This window comes from Lacimicrobium sp. SS2-24 (genome assembly GCF_002201535.1).
GTDB lineage: Bacteria > Pseudomonadota > Gammaproteobacteria > Enterobacterales > Alteromonadaceae > Lacimicrobium.
The window spans coordinates 303,412-319,664 of the sequence record NZ_NIWW01000003.1; the positions used below are offsets into that span (position 1 = coordinate 303,412).

The window sequence follows — 16,253 nt, forward strand, 5'->3', positions numbered from 1 at the left end:
TACGTTGTAGTTCCAGAAGTAGACATGCGGCACCCGTCACCGGCAATGAGGTAATCGAATGAACCAGGCTGTTTTTGAATTTCCGCTCAACGAGAAGGTTCGCACCTATCTGCGTCTTGAGCAGCTATTCAAACAACTGGGGCAAGCAGATGGTGCTCAGGAAGACTGGCAATATGTCAAATTTATCGAGTCGCTGTTCACCTTACAGGATCTTGCCGAACGGGTGGACATACGCAATGATCTACTCAAAGACATTGACCTGCACGAGAAAAACCTCGACCACTGGGCACAGCACCCCAATATTGATCTGGCCGCACTGGAGCAGGCCAAAGTCACGGTGACTGAGCTAAGAGACGCGCTTAAAAGCGCGAAGAAATTTGGCTCGGCGCTCAAGGAAGAGAAGTTTCTGATGTCAATCCGCCAGCGTTTCTTTATTCCCGGGGGCGCCTGCAGCTTTGATTTGCCCAACCTGCATTACTGGTTACGGCAACCACAAACCTACAAACAAAAGATGTTACAGGGCTGGCTGAGTGAGTTTTCGCTGATGAAGCGGGCCATCGAATTAACCTTGTCATTCTTAAGAGAGCGTGGGCGTTTCGAACAGGTAGAGGCAGAAAAAGGCTTTTACCAAGGGGTTGCAGACGACAAAAACGAAATGATCCGCGTATACTGCCAGACCGATCAAGGCTACTTCCCCACGCTGAGTGGGAATAAGTACCGCTATGCCATACGATTCATGTTTTTCAATCCCGAAGAAGCGGGGCAAGTGGCCATGGAGTCACTGGTCAGCTTTAAGCTTGCCTGCTGCTGATTACTCGACCAACTACGAACCAAACCAATGAAAGTCAATTGTCCAACCTGTAATAAAGACGTGGAATGGGGTGAAGTCAGTCCCTATCGTCCATTTTGTAGTAAAAAGTGCCAGTTAATCGATTTGGGAGAATGGGCGAACGAAGAAAAAGCCATTCCGGTGAAAGATTCACAGCAAGGTGCCATGGGCACTGAGATGGATATTGAGGAAATTGAAGCCATGCTGAGTAAGCAGGAGCAGGACTTCTTTAAACCTTCCTGAAGGTACCACTGCCCTTAACGGCCCGTGCTGAGCTTAAACCTGCTTGGAGTGCTGGCTCAGTTTTCCGGCTGACAAGCTTTAAGCTCCCTAATCATTCAGGCTTTTTCTACAAACGTACGGATCTGCTCAAGGATGCCCGGGCCATCAATTTTTAGCTCTGCGTACATTTGTTGCTGCGTCCCCTGCATAATAAACTGATCCGGTAAACCTAGTTTCAGCATCTGACAACCAAGCTTTTGTGAATGCAAATACTCACTTACTGCACTGCCAGCGCCGCCCATCACTGCACCATCTTCAATAGTGACAATAACCTGATGTTGTTCGGCCAACTGATTCAGTAGCGCCTCATCCAGCGGTTTGACAAATTTCATATCCGCTACAGTGGCATCTATCTCTTCTGCCGCCTCAAGGGCACCAGGCAGCAGCGTACCAAAATTGAGAATGGCGATACTGCGGCCCTTACGCAACACCTCGCCTTTACCTAAAGGCAGAGACGTCATGGTGTCCTGCACCGGTGTACCGCATCCCTGACCTCGCGGGTAACGCACCGCGACCGGCTGATTCAGCTGATACCCGGTGTACAGCATTTGCCTGCATTGATTTTCATCACTAGGCGTCATGATAATCATGTTGGGAATACAGCGCATGAAGGGAATATCAAATGCCCCCTGATGGGTCGGACCATCTGCGCCCACAATACCCGCACGATCAATTGCCAGTAATACCGGTAGATTCTGCAGGGCAATGTCATGAATAAGCTGGTCATAGGCACGCTGCAAAAATGTGGAATAGATGGCTACAACGGGTTTAAGACCGTCTTTAGCCAGTCCGGCGGCGAACGTCAGGGCGTGCTGTTCGGCAATGGCCACATCAAAATATTGCTCTGGAAAACGTTGAGAAAAGGCCACCATACCAGAGCCTTCACGCATGGCAGGCGTGATGGCCATGAGTTTGTCATCCTGCTCAGCCATATCACACAACCAGTTGCCAAAAACCTGAGAAAAGGTTGGACCAGAGGCTTTAGATTTGGGCAACGAGCTTTGTGCCGGATCAAACTTTGGCACCGCATGATAATTAATAGGATCCTGCTCCGCCCGTTCGTAGCCCTTACCTTTTTTGGTAACAATATGCAGTAAATTGGGACCCGACAGCTTGCGCATATTTCGCAGGGTATCTACCAGACCATTAACATCATGGCCATCGATAGGGCCAATGTAATTGATGCCCAGCTCCTCAAATATGGTACCAGGCACCACCATACCCTTGATATGTTCCTCCGCCCTGCTGGCGAATTCCTTTATGGGTGGTACATTGCTCAAAAGCTTTTTTCCGCCATCGCGGATAGAATTAAAGAAACGCCCGGTCAGTAAGCGCGCAAGATGACTGTTCAGTGCGCCCACATTCTCTGAAATCGACATTTCATTATCATTTAGCACCAGCAGCAGATCTTTATCGATATCTCCTGCATGATTCATGGCTTCAAAGGCCATACCGGCAGTCAGCGCACCGTCTCCAATGACCGCAACGACTTTCCTGTCGCGTCCCTCTTTTTCTGCCGCTACAGCCATGCCCAATGCGGCACTGATTGAAGTCGAGGAGTGTCCAACCGCAAAGGTGTCGTATTCACTCTCCGGGGGCCATGGGAAAGGGTGCAACCCGTCTTTCTGGCGAATACTCGGCATCCTTTCACGACGGCCGGTGAGAATTTTATGGGGATACGCCTGATGCCCGACATCCCAAATCAGCCGGTCAAAAGGCGTGTTATAGACATAATGCAGCGCGACGGTGAGCTCAACGGTACCGAGTCCTGACGCAAAATGACCACTGCTTTGACTGACACTGGCAAGCAAATACTGGCGCAACTCATTGGCAAACTGACGTAATTTTTCCTGCGGCAACTTACGCAGCTGAGCAGGGTCATCTGCCAGCGACAACGTCGGGTAGTGGGCTAAATCCAGAGTCATGAGATCGTTTCTAGTGGTTCCGATGAATGATGTAGTCCGCAAAGGACGCCAGTGAAGAGGTATTGTAGGGCAAAGCGTTCAAGGCTTGAAGCGCTTCTTGATAAAGCTTTTCAGTGAGCGTCCGGGCACCGTCGAGTCCCAGCAGCGACGGATAGGTACTTTTATTCAACAACACGTCTGAGCCCTGCGGTTTGCCGAGTGTCTGCGTATCAGCGGTAATGTCGAGAATATCGTCCTGTACCTGAAACGCCAGACCAATGGCCGCCGCATAGGCAGATAGCTGTTCCAGCTCCGCCGTTTTGATGCCGGCCATGGTCGCTGGCATCAGCAACGCAGCCTGCAACAATGCGCCTGTTTTGCTGTTATGCAGCACTTCAAGTTCCGTCAGGGTGATGGCTTTATCTGTGGCGGCCAAATCCAGCGCCTGGCCACCGCACATACCGAGGTACCCGGATGATCTTGCCAGAATCGCCATCATCTCGGCGCGACAATCCCTTTGCCCATTGGCAAAGGTCATATTACTCAGCACCTCAAAGGCCATGGCCTGCAGCGCATCACCCGCCAGAATCGCCATTGCTTCACCGAAGACCACGTGACAGGTTGGCTTACCTCGACGTAACTCATCATTATCCATTGAAGGCAGATCATCGTGGATCAGCGAATAGCTGTGAATGCACTCCAGTGCTACTGCCGGCCCATCGAGCCGTTCAGACGGAATACCCAGCATGTCTCCACATGCATAGAGCAGTGCCGGGCGTACGCGTTTTCCGCCGTTGAGCACGGCATATCCCATCGCTTCTTTGAGCTTGGGTGCCACATCTGGCAATCTGGCAATGTACTGCTCAAGCGCCCCATTCACCCGCTGTTGATATAGGCCAAACTGCTCCAGCCAGGCTTCCTGGGTCACTGAGGTGGCTCTTCTTCAAAGGGCACCAACGTCGACTGCCCCTGCTGAGCAACCAGTTTCTGTACTTTTTGCTCAGCCTGCTGCAGCCGTGCCTGACTGACACGGGTTAACTCAACACCTCGTTCAAATTTCTGCAAAGCCTGCTCCAGTGGCAACTCTCCCTGCTCCATTTGTTCTACAATGTGCTCAAGTTCTTTGAGCGCGTCTTCGAAGCTTAAATTTTCATTTTTTTTGCGGCTTGTCATAGCTAGAAGTTAGTGTCGTTTATGTGTGAAGGAAACCGAACAGGCGAGACCTGACAGTGCTTGGCACCTTACCGGAGGGGCTATAATGGGTCAAACACTTTTGATAGCCCTTTAGAATTATGTCCGTGTGTCGATAAATTGGTGAAATATCTCAATCACTTATCTAATTCACAAGAAACCGGTAAGTGACCACCAGACTTGTTGCCGGGCTATGAAATAGGGCAATATGTTACCTGTAGCACGAGTCTTACAGGTGCTGGATGACTCAGTAACCAGGGTTTTTAGGGGAGAACAGTGTGGATTTAGCAACCCTGATCGGCATGTTAGGCGCCTTTGGCTTTATTATTATGGCCATGGTGCTCGGTGGCGACATTATGATGTTCGTCAATGTGCCGTCCATTCTGATCGTATTTGGCGGTTCCATTTTCGTGGTCATGACGTCATACACGCTAGGGCAGTTTTTTACCGCCGGGAAAATAGCGGCCAAAGCCTTTATGTTCAAAATTGAGTCTCCGGAAGAGCTGATTGAAAAAATCGTGGAAATGGCCGATGCGGCCCGCAAAGGCGGCTTTCTGGCCCTCGAAGAGGCGGAAATTAACAATGGGTTTATGCAAAAAGGCGTGGATATGCTGGTCGACGGCCACGACGTTGATGTGGTCAGAGGCACCCTGGCAAAAGACATTTCCATGACCTCAGAGCGGCATGAGTTTGGCGCCTCAATCTTTAAGACACTCGGTGATGTAGCGCCCGCTATGGGTATGATCGGTACACTGATCGGTCTGGTGGCAATGCTTTCCAACATGGACGATCCTAAAGCCATCGGTCCGGCGATGGCCGTTGCCTTGTTGACCACACTCTATGGCGCCTTCTTTGCCAACGTCATCGCCCTGCCAATTGCCAACAAACTCATTAACCGGGCCGAGCAGGAAAAGCTCAATCAGAGCGTGGTGCTCGATGGCATTCTGGGGATTGCAGACGGACAGAACCCCCGCGTCATAGAAGGACTGCTTAAGAACTACCTGGCAGCGAATAAACGCAATGCGGGCGAACCGGATGAATAACACCGATGGCTGATCATCAAGACGAATGTCCAAAGTGTCCCCCTCCCGGCCTGCCCGCCTGGATGGCGACATTTGCCGATCTGATGTCACTGTTGATGTGCTTTTTCGTGTTATTGCTGGCCTTTTCCGAAATGGATGTGCTGAAATTTAAACAAATTGCCGGCTCCATGAAATTTGCCTTCGGCGTGCAAAACAAAATTGAAGTGAAAGACATTCCTAAGGGCACCAGTGTCATTGCCATGGAGTTTCGTCCCGGTAAGCCCGACCCCACACCCATAGAAAACATTCAGCAGCAAACCATCGAAATGACACAGCAAATGCTGGAATTTGAGGCCGGGGAAGAAGACTCCGCCGGAGGACGGCAAAAGCAACGAGGTACACAGCGTGGCGGGAAATCCCAGCAAACCGCCCAGGCATCCCCGAGCGCCGCCAGTGCTCAGGCTGCCAGTGAACAAACCAGCGAGCAGATGAAAAAGATTGCTCAGGAGCTGGAACAACAGATTATGGACGGTGCCATCGAAATGGAATCGCTGGGTCAGCAGATTACTATCCGCATCAAAGAAAATGGCGCCTTCTCGGCGGGTTCGGCATTCTTACAGCCTCAGTTCATTCCGGTGCTGCGCAAAGTCGGAAGACTTCTGGTGGATATTCCCGGTACCATCGAAGTCTCAGGGCACAGCGACAACCAGCAAATATCCAATGAGTTGTATCGCTCCAACTGGGATCTCTCGGCGCAAAGAGCGGTGGCAGTGGCAGAGGCCATGCGCGGTGCTGAAGGGTTTGATGAATCCCGCATGTCTGTTGTTGGCATGGCAGATACCCGCCCTCTGGCTGACAATAACACCGCTGAGGGGCGGGGCCAGAACCGCCGGGTGGAAATCACTATCAATCAGGGAGAAGCCATGGAGGCCGGTCCCATCTCAATTGTCGAGCCCTGAGTACCCGGCTATTTGCTTACCCGAATTGGGGATCAGGGCAAGGTTTGCTATAATCCGCGCACTTTTTTGCCGGACCTGGTCCTGGCGACGACACCCTAATGACTCCACTGCGTTGTGGCACTCTTTGCAGCCATTGTAGCAAAGGGTCATGCAGACGCAGTCGGACTGCGGATATTGAATGCCAGATGGGCTTCTCTATCCACAATCCAGCGTGTTGTTCAGACCTGCCAGACCTGCACCAGACGCACTACTTGAGGAACTCAGATGTTCCATCGCAAGGCGTGTTTGCTCCGCGTTTAGGTACCCATTATGAAGTATATTCTCAAATTGCATCCTGAAATCACGATTAAGAGTGACTCAGTAAGACGCCGCTTTACCCGTATTCTGGAATCGAATATTCGCAACATCTTTAAAGCCTATGACTTTAAAATTGCACTGTGGAATCGCTGGGACAAGTTGGTGCTTGAGCCTAAAACCGAGGCCCCGGAAGATATCCGTCGCCTGCTTGATCAGTTAAAACGCATCCCAGGTATCGAACAGTGCCTGCAAGTCAAGCAAAGCACCTACACGGACTTACATGACATTTATGAACAGGTCAAAGCGGTATGGGGCGACAAGCTCGTGGGCAAGCGCTTTGCCGTTAAGGTGCGGCGCAGAGGCAAGCATGAATTCAGCTCCATCGATGTCGCCCGCTACGTGGGGGGTGGTCTCAATCAACACTGTCAGACCGCCGGGGTCGATTTGAAGCACCCTGAAGTGCTGATTGAACTGGAAGTGGACAAGGATCAGTTGCTACTGATCAACGACAGATTCAAATGTCTCGGTGGTATGCCATTGCCCACCCAGGAGGACGTTGTTTCACTGATTTCCGGTGGCTTTGATTCTGGCGTATCCAGCTACCAGATGATCCGTCGTGGTGCACGCACACATTATTGTTTCTTTAACCTTGGCGGAACGGAGCACGAAATTGCTGTGAAGCAGGTTGCCTGCTATTTGTGGCAACGCTACGGTGCCTCCCATAAAGTGAAGTTTGTCAGTGTCAATTTTGAACCTGTGGTGGCACAGATTCTTGAAAAAGTAGACAACGGTCTGATGGGTGTGGTGCTCAAGCGTCTGATGTTGCAGGCGGCCACGATTGTGGCCGATAACCTGGCGGTATCTACGCTGGTCACTGGTGAAGCCATGGGGCAGGTATCCAGTCAGACCCTGTCCAATCTTGCGGTGATCGACAGAGCCACCGACAAGCTGGTATTACGTCCGTTAATCTGCATGGACAAATCAGAGATTATCAGTCTCGCCAGAGAAATCGGCACCGAAGATCTGAGTAAGAGTATTCCGGAATATTGTGGTGTTATTTCCAACAAGCCCACGGTTAAAGCCGATTTAGCCCTGGTAGAAGCACAACAGGCTCTGATAGAACCCGGTCTGATTGAAGCAGTGGTCAGAGCCTCAAATGTATTGGATATGCGACGGATTGCCAAAGACGCACAAGAGGAAGTCCGCGAAGTAGAGACTTGTGAGTCTTTACCGGTAGAGGCGGTGATTATCGATATCCGCAGCCCGGAGGAGGAAGAACGGGCACCCCTTGAGGCCTCGGGCAAAGAGGTGATACATCTACCTTTTTATCGTCTCTCCACCCGCTTTGGCGATCTTGATCAGCAGCGCCAGTATTATCTGTACTGTGATCGTGGAGTGATGAGCAGAATGCAGGCCTTGTTGCTACATGAGCAGGGCTTTAGCAGTGTGAAAGTGTATCGCCCTAAGCAGTAGCCACAATTGCAACGGGGAGGACAGACAAAGCCGCGATCTGACAATAGGTGGCAGCCTTTGTCATGGCGAGTCATTAAGCTCATCACGCTGCAGTTTTTCAATAATTGCGACGTTGGCCTGAGGAAACTCGTAATCGGTCAGTACGCTTAATGGCACCCACCGGCCTGTTTGTCCTTCCCGCCCATGAGGCTCTCCTTGGTAATCCCGCACCAGAAACACCTCCAGTTCGACAACCTTGTCACCGTAGTCATGGCGTATGGTCATAAAGGGCTCTGCATCGGTCACGCGTATCCCGGTTTCTTCCTGGAGCTCTCTCCTCAGGGCTTGTTGTGCTGGCTCCCCGGGTTCACACTTGCCTCCGGGAAACTCCCATTTACCACCCTGATGCTGGTCCGCCTTGCGCAGCGTAATGAACGTAGACTGCGCCTTCAGGATCACTCCCACTGCAACGCTTATGTGTTTGACTGTCATGCAAATACCCAAAAAGCAAAGGCCGGAAAACCGGCCTTTAAATAACGTGTTGTCCGATAAACCCTATATCAGGAGAGCTTACCGTGACATTGCTTATACTTCTTACCGGACCCACAGGGGCACGGCTCATTACGACCGACTTTCTGCCCTTCACGGAACTGAGTCTGGGGTGTACCGGCAGCGCCTTGACCATCACCCGGGTGACGCTCCGTTTGATTTTCGTGACTCTTGCGTCGCTGCTCTTCCACCGCTTCCACATCAGATTCGGCTCTGACCTGAACTTTACTCAATACGCTAATCACTTCAATCTTAAGGTTTTCCAGCATCTCCGTGAATAATTCGAAGGACTCGCGCTTGTACTCTTGCTTGGGGTTCTTTTGTGCATAACCGCGCAGATGAATGCCCTGACGCAGATGGTCCATTGCTGCCAGATGCTCTTTCCAGTGACTGTCCAGACTCTGTAGCATGATGGCCTTTTCAAACTGGCGCAATACCGGTGCGCCGACCATCTCCTCTTTGGCCTTGTAGGCTTTGGCGATGGCATCCTGGATGCGCTCACGCAACACTTCCTCGTAGAGCTTTTCATCTTCATCCAGCCATTGCTGAATCGGCAGATCCACCTGGAAATCGGACTTTAAACGGTCTTCCAAATCCGGTACATCCCACAACTCAGACAAAGACTGCGGTGGAATATACTGACTGATCACCGTATCCACCACGTCATCGCGGATGGCTTCTATGGTCTGACTGATATCAGACTCGTTCAGCAGCTCATTACGTTGTTCATAGATGACCTTACGCTGGTCATTGGCAACATCGTCAAACTCCAGCAATTGCTTACGAATATCGAAGTTACGGGCTTCCACTTTACGTTGTGCATTTTCGATGGCTTTAGTGACCCAGGGGTGTTCAATGGCTTCACCGCGCTCCATGCCCAGTCTTTTCATCATATTGGCCATACGATCCGAGGCAAAGATCCTCATCAGAGAATCTTCCAGCGACAAATAGAAGCGCGACGAGCCGGGGTCTCCCTGACGGCCAGAGCGACCACGCAACTGGTTGTCAATACGACGGGATTCATGACGCTCAGTACCGATAATATGCAATCCACCTGCAGCAATAACTTTGTCATGCTCTTCCTGCCACTCGTTTTGGATACGCTCGACAGTGGAAGGCTTGGGGTCCTTGATCTTCTCCAGCTCTGCCTGCCAGTTACCCCCCAAAACAATATCGGTACCGCGGCCTGCCATATTGGTGGCAATGGTAACCGCGCCGGGGCGACCGGCCTGTGCAATAATATCCGCTTCCTGCTCGTGGAATTTCGCGTTCAGTACCTTATGGGGAATTTTGCCCTTTTTCAGCACCCTTGACAGCAACTCAGAATTCTCAATGGAGATGGTGCCCACCAACACAGGACGGCCCTTTTCCACACAGTCCTTAATGTCTTCGATGATGGCTTCGTACTTCTCTTCGGCGGTCAGATAAATCAAATCGGCACGGTCATCACGGATCATCGGCTTGTTAGTAGGAATAACCACCGTTTCCAGCCCATAAATAGACTGAAATTCAAAAGCTTCTGTGTCCGCGGTGCCGGTCATACCAGCCAGCTTGTCGTACAGACGGAAATAGTTCTGGAAAGTGATGGACGCCAAGGTCTGATTTTCGTGCTGAATATTCACCCCTTCTTTGGCCTCCACGGCCTGATGTAATCCTTCAGACCAGCGACGTCCTTCCATGGTACGGCCGGTATGTTCGTCAACAATGATAATTTCACCATCTTTGACGATGTAGTCGACGTCTCTCTGGAACAGTTTATGGGCGCGAAGGGCCGCATTCACGTGATGCATCAGGGAGATATTGGCAGCGGCATACAAAGACTCGCCCTCGGGAAGCAAGCCATTCTTATGCATGATCTCTTCAACCCGCACTTGTCCCCGCTCGGTAAGATGAATCTGTTTGGCTTTCTCGTCGATAGTAAAGTCACCATCGCCTTCCTTGCCTTCTTCATCTTCCTTTTCCTGCAGCTGTAACTCAGGAATAATGGCATTGACCCGTTGATACAGCTCTGAACTGTCATCGGCCTGACCGGATATAATCAGAGGCGTTCTCGCCTCATCGATGAGGATTGAATCCACCTCATCCACAACCGCGTAATGCAAGGGACGCTGCACCCTGTCATTGGGGCTGAAAGCCATGTTGTCACGCAGGTAATCGAAGCCGAACTCATTGTTTGTGCCGTAAGTAATGTCTGCTGCATAAGCCGCTTTTTTCTGCTCATGGGACATGCCAGGCACATTACAACCCACCGTCAGCCCGAGGAATTCAAACAAGGGTCTGTTCCAGTCAGCATCACGACGCGCCAGGTAGTCATTCACGGTAATAACATGCACACCCTTGCCGGTAACACCATTGAGGTAAGCAGACAGGGTGGCTGTCAGGGTTTTACCTTCACCCGTACGCATCTCAGCAATCTTGCCTTCGTGAAGCACCATACCGCCAATTAACTGCACATCGAAATGGCGCATTTTAAAGACCCGTTTACTGGCCTCACGCACCACCGCAAATGCTTCAGGAAGGATGTCTTCACTGCTTTGCCCCTGACTCAGACGCTCTTTAAATTCGGTCGTTTTCTGTTTTAGCTGTTCATCACTGAAGGCTTCATAATCGGCCTCCATTTGATTGATCACGTCGACCACTTTCCGTAGTTTCTTGATTGTTCTTTCGTTACGGCTACCAAATATCTTTGTAAAAATGCTCGAAATCATGGATGTACGACTTCCAATTATCTAAATTCAATTCTCAATTCTGTGTCAGGGGAATCGCAACGACACAAAATCCCTCATTTGTTCTACCCGCGCTAGCCCTTCTCAGGCCACTGGAGCCGCTCATTCCAGCTTCAGCTGGCCCGCTTAACGTGTTTGTCTCACGGATGAAACAAAAACAATCGGCCCGAAGCCGATTGTACAAATATTAAAACAGGAGTCAGGGATTTAGCCCTTTCGGTAAACGAACGGCAATGGATCGATCTGCTTTCCTCTGTTCAATACTTCATAGTGAACATGGGGTCCTGTAGAACGGCCTGTTGACCCCATCACTGCTATTACCTGTCCTTTGGTCACAACATCACCGACCTGAACCTGCAGATCCTTATTGTGACCATAGCGGGTTACCAGACCATTACCATGCTCAATTTCCACAAGATTGCCGTAGCCATATCGTTCCCCAGCCCAGGTGACCAACCCGGCGCCGGTGGCAACCACATCGTCACCCTCACTGCCGGCAAAATCCACACCTTTGTGCATTGCCGGCATACCCGAGAACGGATCTTTTCTCACACCGTAATAAGAAGACAGCCAACCGGAATTGATTGGACGCCCGGTAATAGCGCTTTCCTGCTCTATATGGTGATGACGCAGCACAGATTCAAGCACTTGCAGTTGCTTTGTTTTATTATCCAGTTGAGCCAACATCGCATCCATACGGCCAATCAGATTATCAGCCGAATCCAGATCCAGATCCGCCACTTCATGGGTGGGGCCACCACTGGCGGGCAATTCGGAGAAATTAAACTCCTTTGGATTGAGTGCAGACTCAGCAACTAACTTTTCCCCTAACGCATTCAGTCTCAGCAACTGCCCCTGCATTTCTCCCATTTTCACCAACATGCCGGTTAACTGCTGTTGGGTTGTTTGCTTCAGTTGCTCCACTTCGTGGCGCTGCTGAATTAATCCACTTTGCGTATAGGCAACGCGCTCAGCACTGTCTGACAACGGGTCTGTGCCGCGCGCAGCAATAAAGGTCAGGGCAAGGGTCAGCACGACCGCGGCAAGCAACTGCCGACGGTTCAGACTGAAGCGAAAGCTGGTCTTTTTCGTTTTTACTAACAGCGTTAAACTCATTGTTACCCTTGTAGGTTCCACTTTAAAGTGGCGTCATTAACCACAGACCGCGAGGTGACGGGGCCGGCTCATTCTATTGATTCTAAACTGAGTTGAGGTTAAAAAAAAGTTCATATCCTGTTTCAGGTTATAACCCGATACCTATGCGTATATAACCGCCAGTGGTACGCATAGAGCATGCCAGAAACAACAATGCCGCTGAACGCGGCATTGGTACTCTTTATTTTGCGATTATCCAGCCATAGCCGGTAAACCAAACCGGATCGGCAATTTTTCTTCAGACTCATAGCTGACGTATTCCCAGCAATCCTGGTGCGCCAACAACTGATTCAGAAGTTTATTGTTCAGTCCATGTCCGGACTTGTATGCACACAGCTCGCCGATTATCGCGTGGCCGCCAAGATAGAGATCGCCAATGGCATCCAGGATTTTGTGCTTGAGAAATTCATCCTCATAACGCAAACCTTCCTGGTTAAGTACCCGGTAATCGTCCAGCGCCACCGCATTTTCCATGCTACCACCCAGAGCCAGATCATGAGCATGCATATACTCAAGGTCTTTCATAAAGCCAAAGGTTCGCGCTCGGCTGACCTCATCAATATAAGAGGAGGTATCAAAGTCCATAACCATATGCTGGCGAGTCTGACTGATAACAGGGTGTTCAAAATCGATTCTGAAGTCCACACGAAAACCATTATGGGGTCTCAACTCTGCCCATTTGTCGCCATCTTCAACGCGCACAGGTTTGGTCACGCGAATAAACTTTTTCGCCGCATTTTGTTCTTCAATTCCTGCAGACTGCAGCAAAAAGATAAAGGGACTGGCACTGCCATCCATAATCGGCAATTCATTGGCATCAACTTCAACAATAATATTGTCCACGCCCATACCGGCCAGCGCCGATGCCAAATGTTCAACCGTAGAAATGTTGGCGCCCTGTTCATTGCTAAGACAAGTGCATAACATCGTATCTCCAACCGCATCGGCACGGGCAGGGATATCCACAAAAGGCTCAAGATCAACGCGTCGGAACACGATTCCTGTGTTCGCTGGCGCGGGTCGGAGAGTCATGGTGACCTTGTCACCTTTATGCAGACCTATTCCTGTGACCTGTACAGATTGTTTCAGAGTACGTTGTTTGATCATCTCGCTATAGCTCAATAATTAACCAGCTTGCAAAAGGGCGCGTATTTTAGTGGTTTGACCACAATTTGTCAAAATTACTACCATCGCTAAGTTACCGATATATCAGGACTTCTTCACCAATATGAAATATTTATGACAACAATTCACAAAATTGGTGCATTGCCCCCTGGCGATTTCCTTGCCCTTCCTGAATCAGGAAAGTGAAAACCGACAGCCCCCGGCTACCCCCGATGACCTGACAAATCAGTCAGCCTGCTTACGCAAAAATGCCGGAATATCCAGATATTCCAGATCACTGTTATGCTCGGACTTGTCTTCTGCAGAAGATGCTGAAGAAGATCTGTCCTGCGCCGTCGTTTTCTCTGTGCCACTTGCTGACTGCAACTGAAAATCGTTCGCCTGTTGGGTCGCGCGGCTTCCCGAGCGATTACTGACCAACGAGATTTCCGGCTTACGCTCGGCACCAATTCCCGTGGCAACAACGGTCACCCGCAGTTCATCTGACATATCCATGTCAATAACAGTTCCCACCACCACAGTGGCATTCTCAGAGGCGAAAGCCTTAACCGCATTACCAACGGTTTCGAACTCATCGATGGCAAAGTCAGGGCCGGCAGTGATATTCACCAGGATGCCTCGTGCACCTGAAAGATCAATGTCTTCAAGCAGCGGACAAGCAATGGCTGATTCTGCGGCCTCTTCGGCACGGTCTTCACCTCTGGCTGCCCCACTTCCCATCATCGCCATGCCCATTTCAGACATGACAGTGCGCACATCTGCAAAATCCACGTTGATCAAGCCCGGGCGGGTTATCAGTTCAGCAATGCCCTGTACGGCACCGCGCAGCACATCGTTAGCAGCGCTGAATGCCTGAAGCAATGGCGTACCACGTCCCATAACCTTGAGCAGTTTCTCGTTAGGAATGGTGATCAGAGAGTCTACGTACTTGGACAGCTCATCAATACCCTGCTCAGCAAACTCGATGCGTTTGCGACCTTCAAAAGGAAAAGGTTTGGTGACCACTGCGACCGTCAGAATACCCATTTCCTTGGCAATACGGGCCACTTCTGGCGCGGCGCCGGTACCTGTACCACCGCCCATACCTGCGGTAATGAACACCATATCGGCGCCCTGCAGGCATTCCTGGATGGTTTCACTGTCTTCCTCAGCAGCCTGACGGCCAATTGCTGGGTTCGCCCCAGCTCCTAAGCCTTTGGTTACCCCTGAGCCTATTTGTAAGGTGACATTGGCCTTTGAGCTTCGCAGCACCTGAGCGTCGGTGTTCACTGCGATAAACTCGACGCCTTCGATATTATGCGCCAGCATATGCTCGACGGCATTGCCGCCACCACCACCGACACCAATGACCTTGATGACGGCTTCTTCGTTATGATTGTCCATTAATTCAAACATACTTTCTCTCCGGTTTTTATTCTTAACAACATCTGACCCGATCCGGGGCCAAATCCCGCTAAACTGATTATTTAAAAGGTGCTAAAACTCACCCTTAAACCAACTCTGTATTCTGTGCCACATACCCTGCGACGCTTTCTGCTTTGCCAGTTGTCTGGTTCTCCAATGCTCTTTACCGTATTGCAATAAGCCAATGACGGTGGCGAATGTGGCATCTTCCACATACTCAGACAAGCCCTTGATATTCAGGGGCTGTCCGACCCGCACCGGCATCTGGAAAATTTCTTCTGCAAACTCTACCGCGCCCTCCATTTTGGCAGTGCCGCCGGTGAGCACGATGCCTGCCGCTATTTGCTCTTCAAGGCCGCTGGTGCGAATTTGCTCATGCACCAATTCAAACAATTCCTGATAGCGAGGCTCAATCACCTCCGCCAGGGTGTGTCTGGACATGGCGCGGGGCGGTCGCCCCCCCACACTGGGCACTTCAATGCTTTCTTCCATACTGACCATGTCCTTCAGAGCACAGGCATAGTTGATTTTGATCTCTTCAGCATGACTCAATGGAGTGCGAAAAATTTTGGCAATATCACTGGTAATCTGATTGCCCGCCACGGGGATGACTGCCGTGTGACGAATTGCCCCATCGGTATAAATCACAATATCAATGGTGCCACCACCAATATCAACGACACAGACACCGAGTTCTTTTTCATCATCGGTCAACACCGCATAGCTTGACGCCAATGCAGAGAATATCAGTTGGTCGTCATTGAGCTCACAGCGCTCAACACATTTCACCAAATTCTTAGCCATGTCATCTGCACAGGTAATGATATGGGCTTCAGCCTCCATTCTGACACCAGACATACCCACAGGGTTTTTAATGCCCTCCTGCACGTCAATGGTGAATTCCTGTGGCAGGACATGCAACAAGCGACGCTCTGCAGCAATGGGCACAGAACGGGCGGCATGGATCACGTTGTCGACATCTTCCTGTGTCACTTCCTTATTATTAATGGGAACCATGCCATTCTCATTCTGACATTGCACATGACGCCCGGAAATGGACATAAAAACGGAAGAGACGCGACAGTCCGCCATCAGCTCCATTTCATTAATGGCGCTTTGCACCGACTGTACCACCAGGTTCAGATCATTGACGCCGCCCTTATCCATTCCTCTGGCGGCATGCGTGCCGACACCAACCACACTGATGCCTCCGTCATCGAGAATTTCCCCAACCACGGCCTTGACCTGACTGGTTCCGATATCCAGCCCTACGATTAAATTGCGATCCGTTACCTTAGACACCCATCGGCTCCACTATTACTACTTCTGTTATTGGTTGGGTTAAACACCACATTCTT

14 protein-coding genes are annotated in these 16,253 nt (G+C 50.6%); 5 read left to right on the top strand and 9 right to left on the bottom strand.

Going from position 1 to position 16,253, the window contains the following annotated elements; translation table 11 throughout:
- Window positions 1–58 precede the first annotated feature (58 nt).
- Window positions 59–811, top strand: a complete 753-nt coding sequence (gene zapD / locus CCY32_RS07415) for a cell division protein ZapD (RefSeq protein WP_088329962.1) — start codon at window positions 59–61, stop codon at window positions 809–811.
- Between the two features lie 27 nt (window positions 812–838).
- Window positions 839–1,072 (top strand): DNA gyrase inhibitor YacG, encoded by a 234-nt coding sequence (gene yacG / locus CCY32_RS07420; protein ID WP_088329963.1) that lies wholly within the window; start codon window positions 839–841, stop codon window positions 1,070–1,072.
- Between the two features lie 95 nt (window positions 1,073–1,167).
- Here the strand turns inward: yacG and dxs are convergent, their stop codons facing one another.
- From dxs to xseB, 3 genes are read right to left on the bottom strand one after another with little or no spacing between them, the layout of a single operon-like run.
- A complete protein-coding gene (gene dxs / locus CCY32_RS07425; protein WP_088329964.1) occupies window positions 1,168–3,036 on the bottom strand; it encodes a 1-deoxy-D-xylulose-5-phosphate synthase in 1,869 nt (622 codons plus the stop codon).
- A 10-nt stretch (window positions 3,037–3,046) separates the two neighbouring features.
- Window positions 3,047–3,943: a (2E,6E)-farnesyl diphosphate synthase gene (gene ispA / locus CCY32_RS07430; protein ID WP_168171447.1), complete on the bottom strand. Its 897-nt coding sequence runs from the start codon at window positions 3,941–3,943 to the stop codon at window positions 3,047–3,049.
- Entirely contained in the window at window positions 3,940–4,188 is a 249-nt protein-coding gene (gene xseB, locus CCY32_RS07435; protein WP_088329965.1) for an exodeoxyribonuclease VII small subunit, read from the bottom strand. Before xseB ends, ispA begins: the two co-directional genes overlap by 4 nt.
- A 296-nt stretch (window positions 4,189–4,484) precedes the next feature.
- Here xseB and pomA point away from each other — a divergent pair, with 296 nt between their 5' ends.
- The 3 genes from pomA to thiI all read left to right on the top strand — a co-directional run bounded on the left by pomA (window position 4,485) and on the right by thiI (window position 7,957).
- On the top strand, window positions 4,485–5,249 hold the full coding sequence (gene pomA / locus CCY32_RS07440; RefSeq protein WP_088329966.1) for a flagellar motor protein PomA: 765 nt from the start codon (window positions 4,485–4,487) through the stop codon (window positions 5,247–5,249).
- A gap of 5 nt (window positions 5,250–5,254) precedes the next feature.
- A complete protein-coding gene (locus CCY32_RS07445; RefSeq protein WP_088329967.1) occupies window positions 5,255–6,187 on the top strand; it encodes a flagellar motor protein MotB in 933 nt (310 codons plus the stop codon).
- Between the two features lie 309 nt (window positions 6,188–6,496).
- Window positions 6,497–7,957, top strand: a complete 1,461-nt coding sequence (gene thiI / locus CCY32_RS07450; protein WP_088329968.1) for a tRNA uracil 4-sulfurtransferase ThiI — start codon at window positions 6,497–6,499, stop codon at window positions 7,955–7,957.
- 60 nt (window positions 7,958–8,017) lie between these two features.
- On the opposite strand, the gene mutT is transcribed toward thiI, so the two are convergent.
- The 6 genes from mutT to ftsA all read right to left on the bottom strand — a co-directional run bounded on the left by mutT (window position 8,018) and on the right by ftsA (window position 16,197).
- Entirely contained in the window at window positions 8,018–8,428 is a 411-nt protein-coding gene (mutT, locus tag CCY32_RS07455; RefSeq protein WP_088329969.1) for an 8-oxo-dGTP diphosphatase MutT, read from the bottom strand.
- Between the two features lie 68 nt (window positions 8,429–8,496).
- Window positions 8,497–11,193, bottom strand: coding sequence for a preprotein translocase subunit SecA (gene secA / locus CCY32_RS07460; protein WP_088329970.1), 2,697 nt, complete (start codon window positions 11,191–11,193; stop codon window positions 8,497–8,499).
- A gap of 225 nt (window positions 11,194–11,418) precedes the next feature.
- A complete protein-coding gene (locus CCY32_RS07465; RefSeq protein ID WP_088329971.1) occupies window positions 11,419–12,327 on the bottom strand; it encodes a M23 family metallopeptidase in 909 nt (302 codons plus the stop codon).
- Window positions 12,328–12,558: 231 nt separating this feature from the next.
- Window positions 12,559–13,473 carry a UDP-3-O-acyl-N-acetylglucosamine deacetylase gene (gene lpxC / locus CCY32_RS07470; protein ID WP_088329972.1) on the bottom strand — a complete coding sequence of 305 codons (915 nt, stop codon included), beginning with the start codon at window positions 13,471–13,473 and terminating at the stop codon, window positions 12,559–12,561.
- A gap of 243 nt (window positions 13,474–13,716) precedes the next feature.
- Window positions 13,717–14,886, bottom strand: a complete 1,170-nt coding sequence (gene ftsZ / locus CCY32_RS07475; RefSeq protein WP_088329973.1) for a cell division protein FtsZ — start codon at window positions 14,884–14,886, stop codon at window positions 13,717–13,719.
- 81 nt (window positions 14,887–14,967) lie between these two features.
- Complete coding sequence (gene ftsA, locus CCY32_RS07480) at window positions 14,968–16,197, bottom strand: cell division protein FtsA (RefSeq protein ID WP_088329974.1); 1,230 nt, start codon at window positions 16,195–16,197, stop codon at window positions 14,968–14,970.
- Between the last annotated feature and the right edge of the window lie 56 nt (window positions 16,198–16,253).

Excerpts from the sequence above, each read along its gene's own strand:
- zapD (WP_088329962.1), top strand. The coding sequence starts at position 59 with ATGAACCAGGCTGTTTTTGAATTTCCGCTCAACGAGAAGGTTCGCACC.
- yacG (WP_088329963.1), top strand. The coding sequence starts at position 839 with ATGAAAGTCAATTGTCCAACCTGTAATAAAGACGTGGAATGGGGTGAA.
- dxs (WP_088329964.1), bottom strand. The coding sequence starts at position 3,036 with ATGACTCTGGATTTAGCCCACTACCCGACGTTGTCGCTGGCAGATGAC.
- xseB (WP_088329965.1), bottom strand. The coding sequence starts at position 4,188 with ATGACAAGCCGCAAAAAAAATGAAAATTTAAGCTTCGAAGACGCGCTC.
- CCY32_RS07445 (WP_088329967.1), top strand. The coding sequence starts at position 5,255 with ATGGCTGATCATCAAGACGAATGTCCAAAGTGTCCCCCTCCCGGCCTG.
- thiI (WP_088329968.1), top strand. The coding sequence starts at position 6,497 with ATGAAGTATATTCTCAAATTGCATCCTGAAATCACGATTAAGAGTGAC.
- mutT (WP_088329969.1), bottom strand. The coding sequence starts at position 8,428 with ATGACAGTCAAACACATAAGCGTTGCAGTGGGAGTGATCCTGAAGGCG.
- secA (WP_088329970.1), bottom strand. The coding sequence starts at position 11,193 with ATGATTTCGAGCATTTTTACAAAGATATTTGGTAGCCGTAACGAAAGA.
- CCY32_RS07465 (WP_088329971.1), bottom strand. The coding sequence starts at position 12,327 with ATGAGTTTAACGCTGTTAGTAAAAACGAAAAAGACCAGCTTTCGCTTC.
- lpxC (WP_088329972.1), bottom strand. The coding sequence starts at position 13,473 with ATGATCAAACAACGTACTCTGAAACAATCTGTACAGGTCACAGGAATA.
- ftsZ (WP_088329973.1), bottom strand. The coding sequence starts at position 14,886 with ATGTTTGAATTAATGGACAATCATAACGAAGAAGCCGTCATCAAGGTC.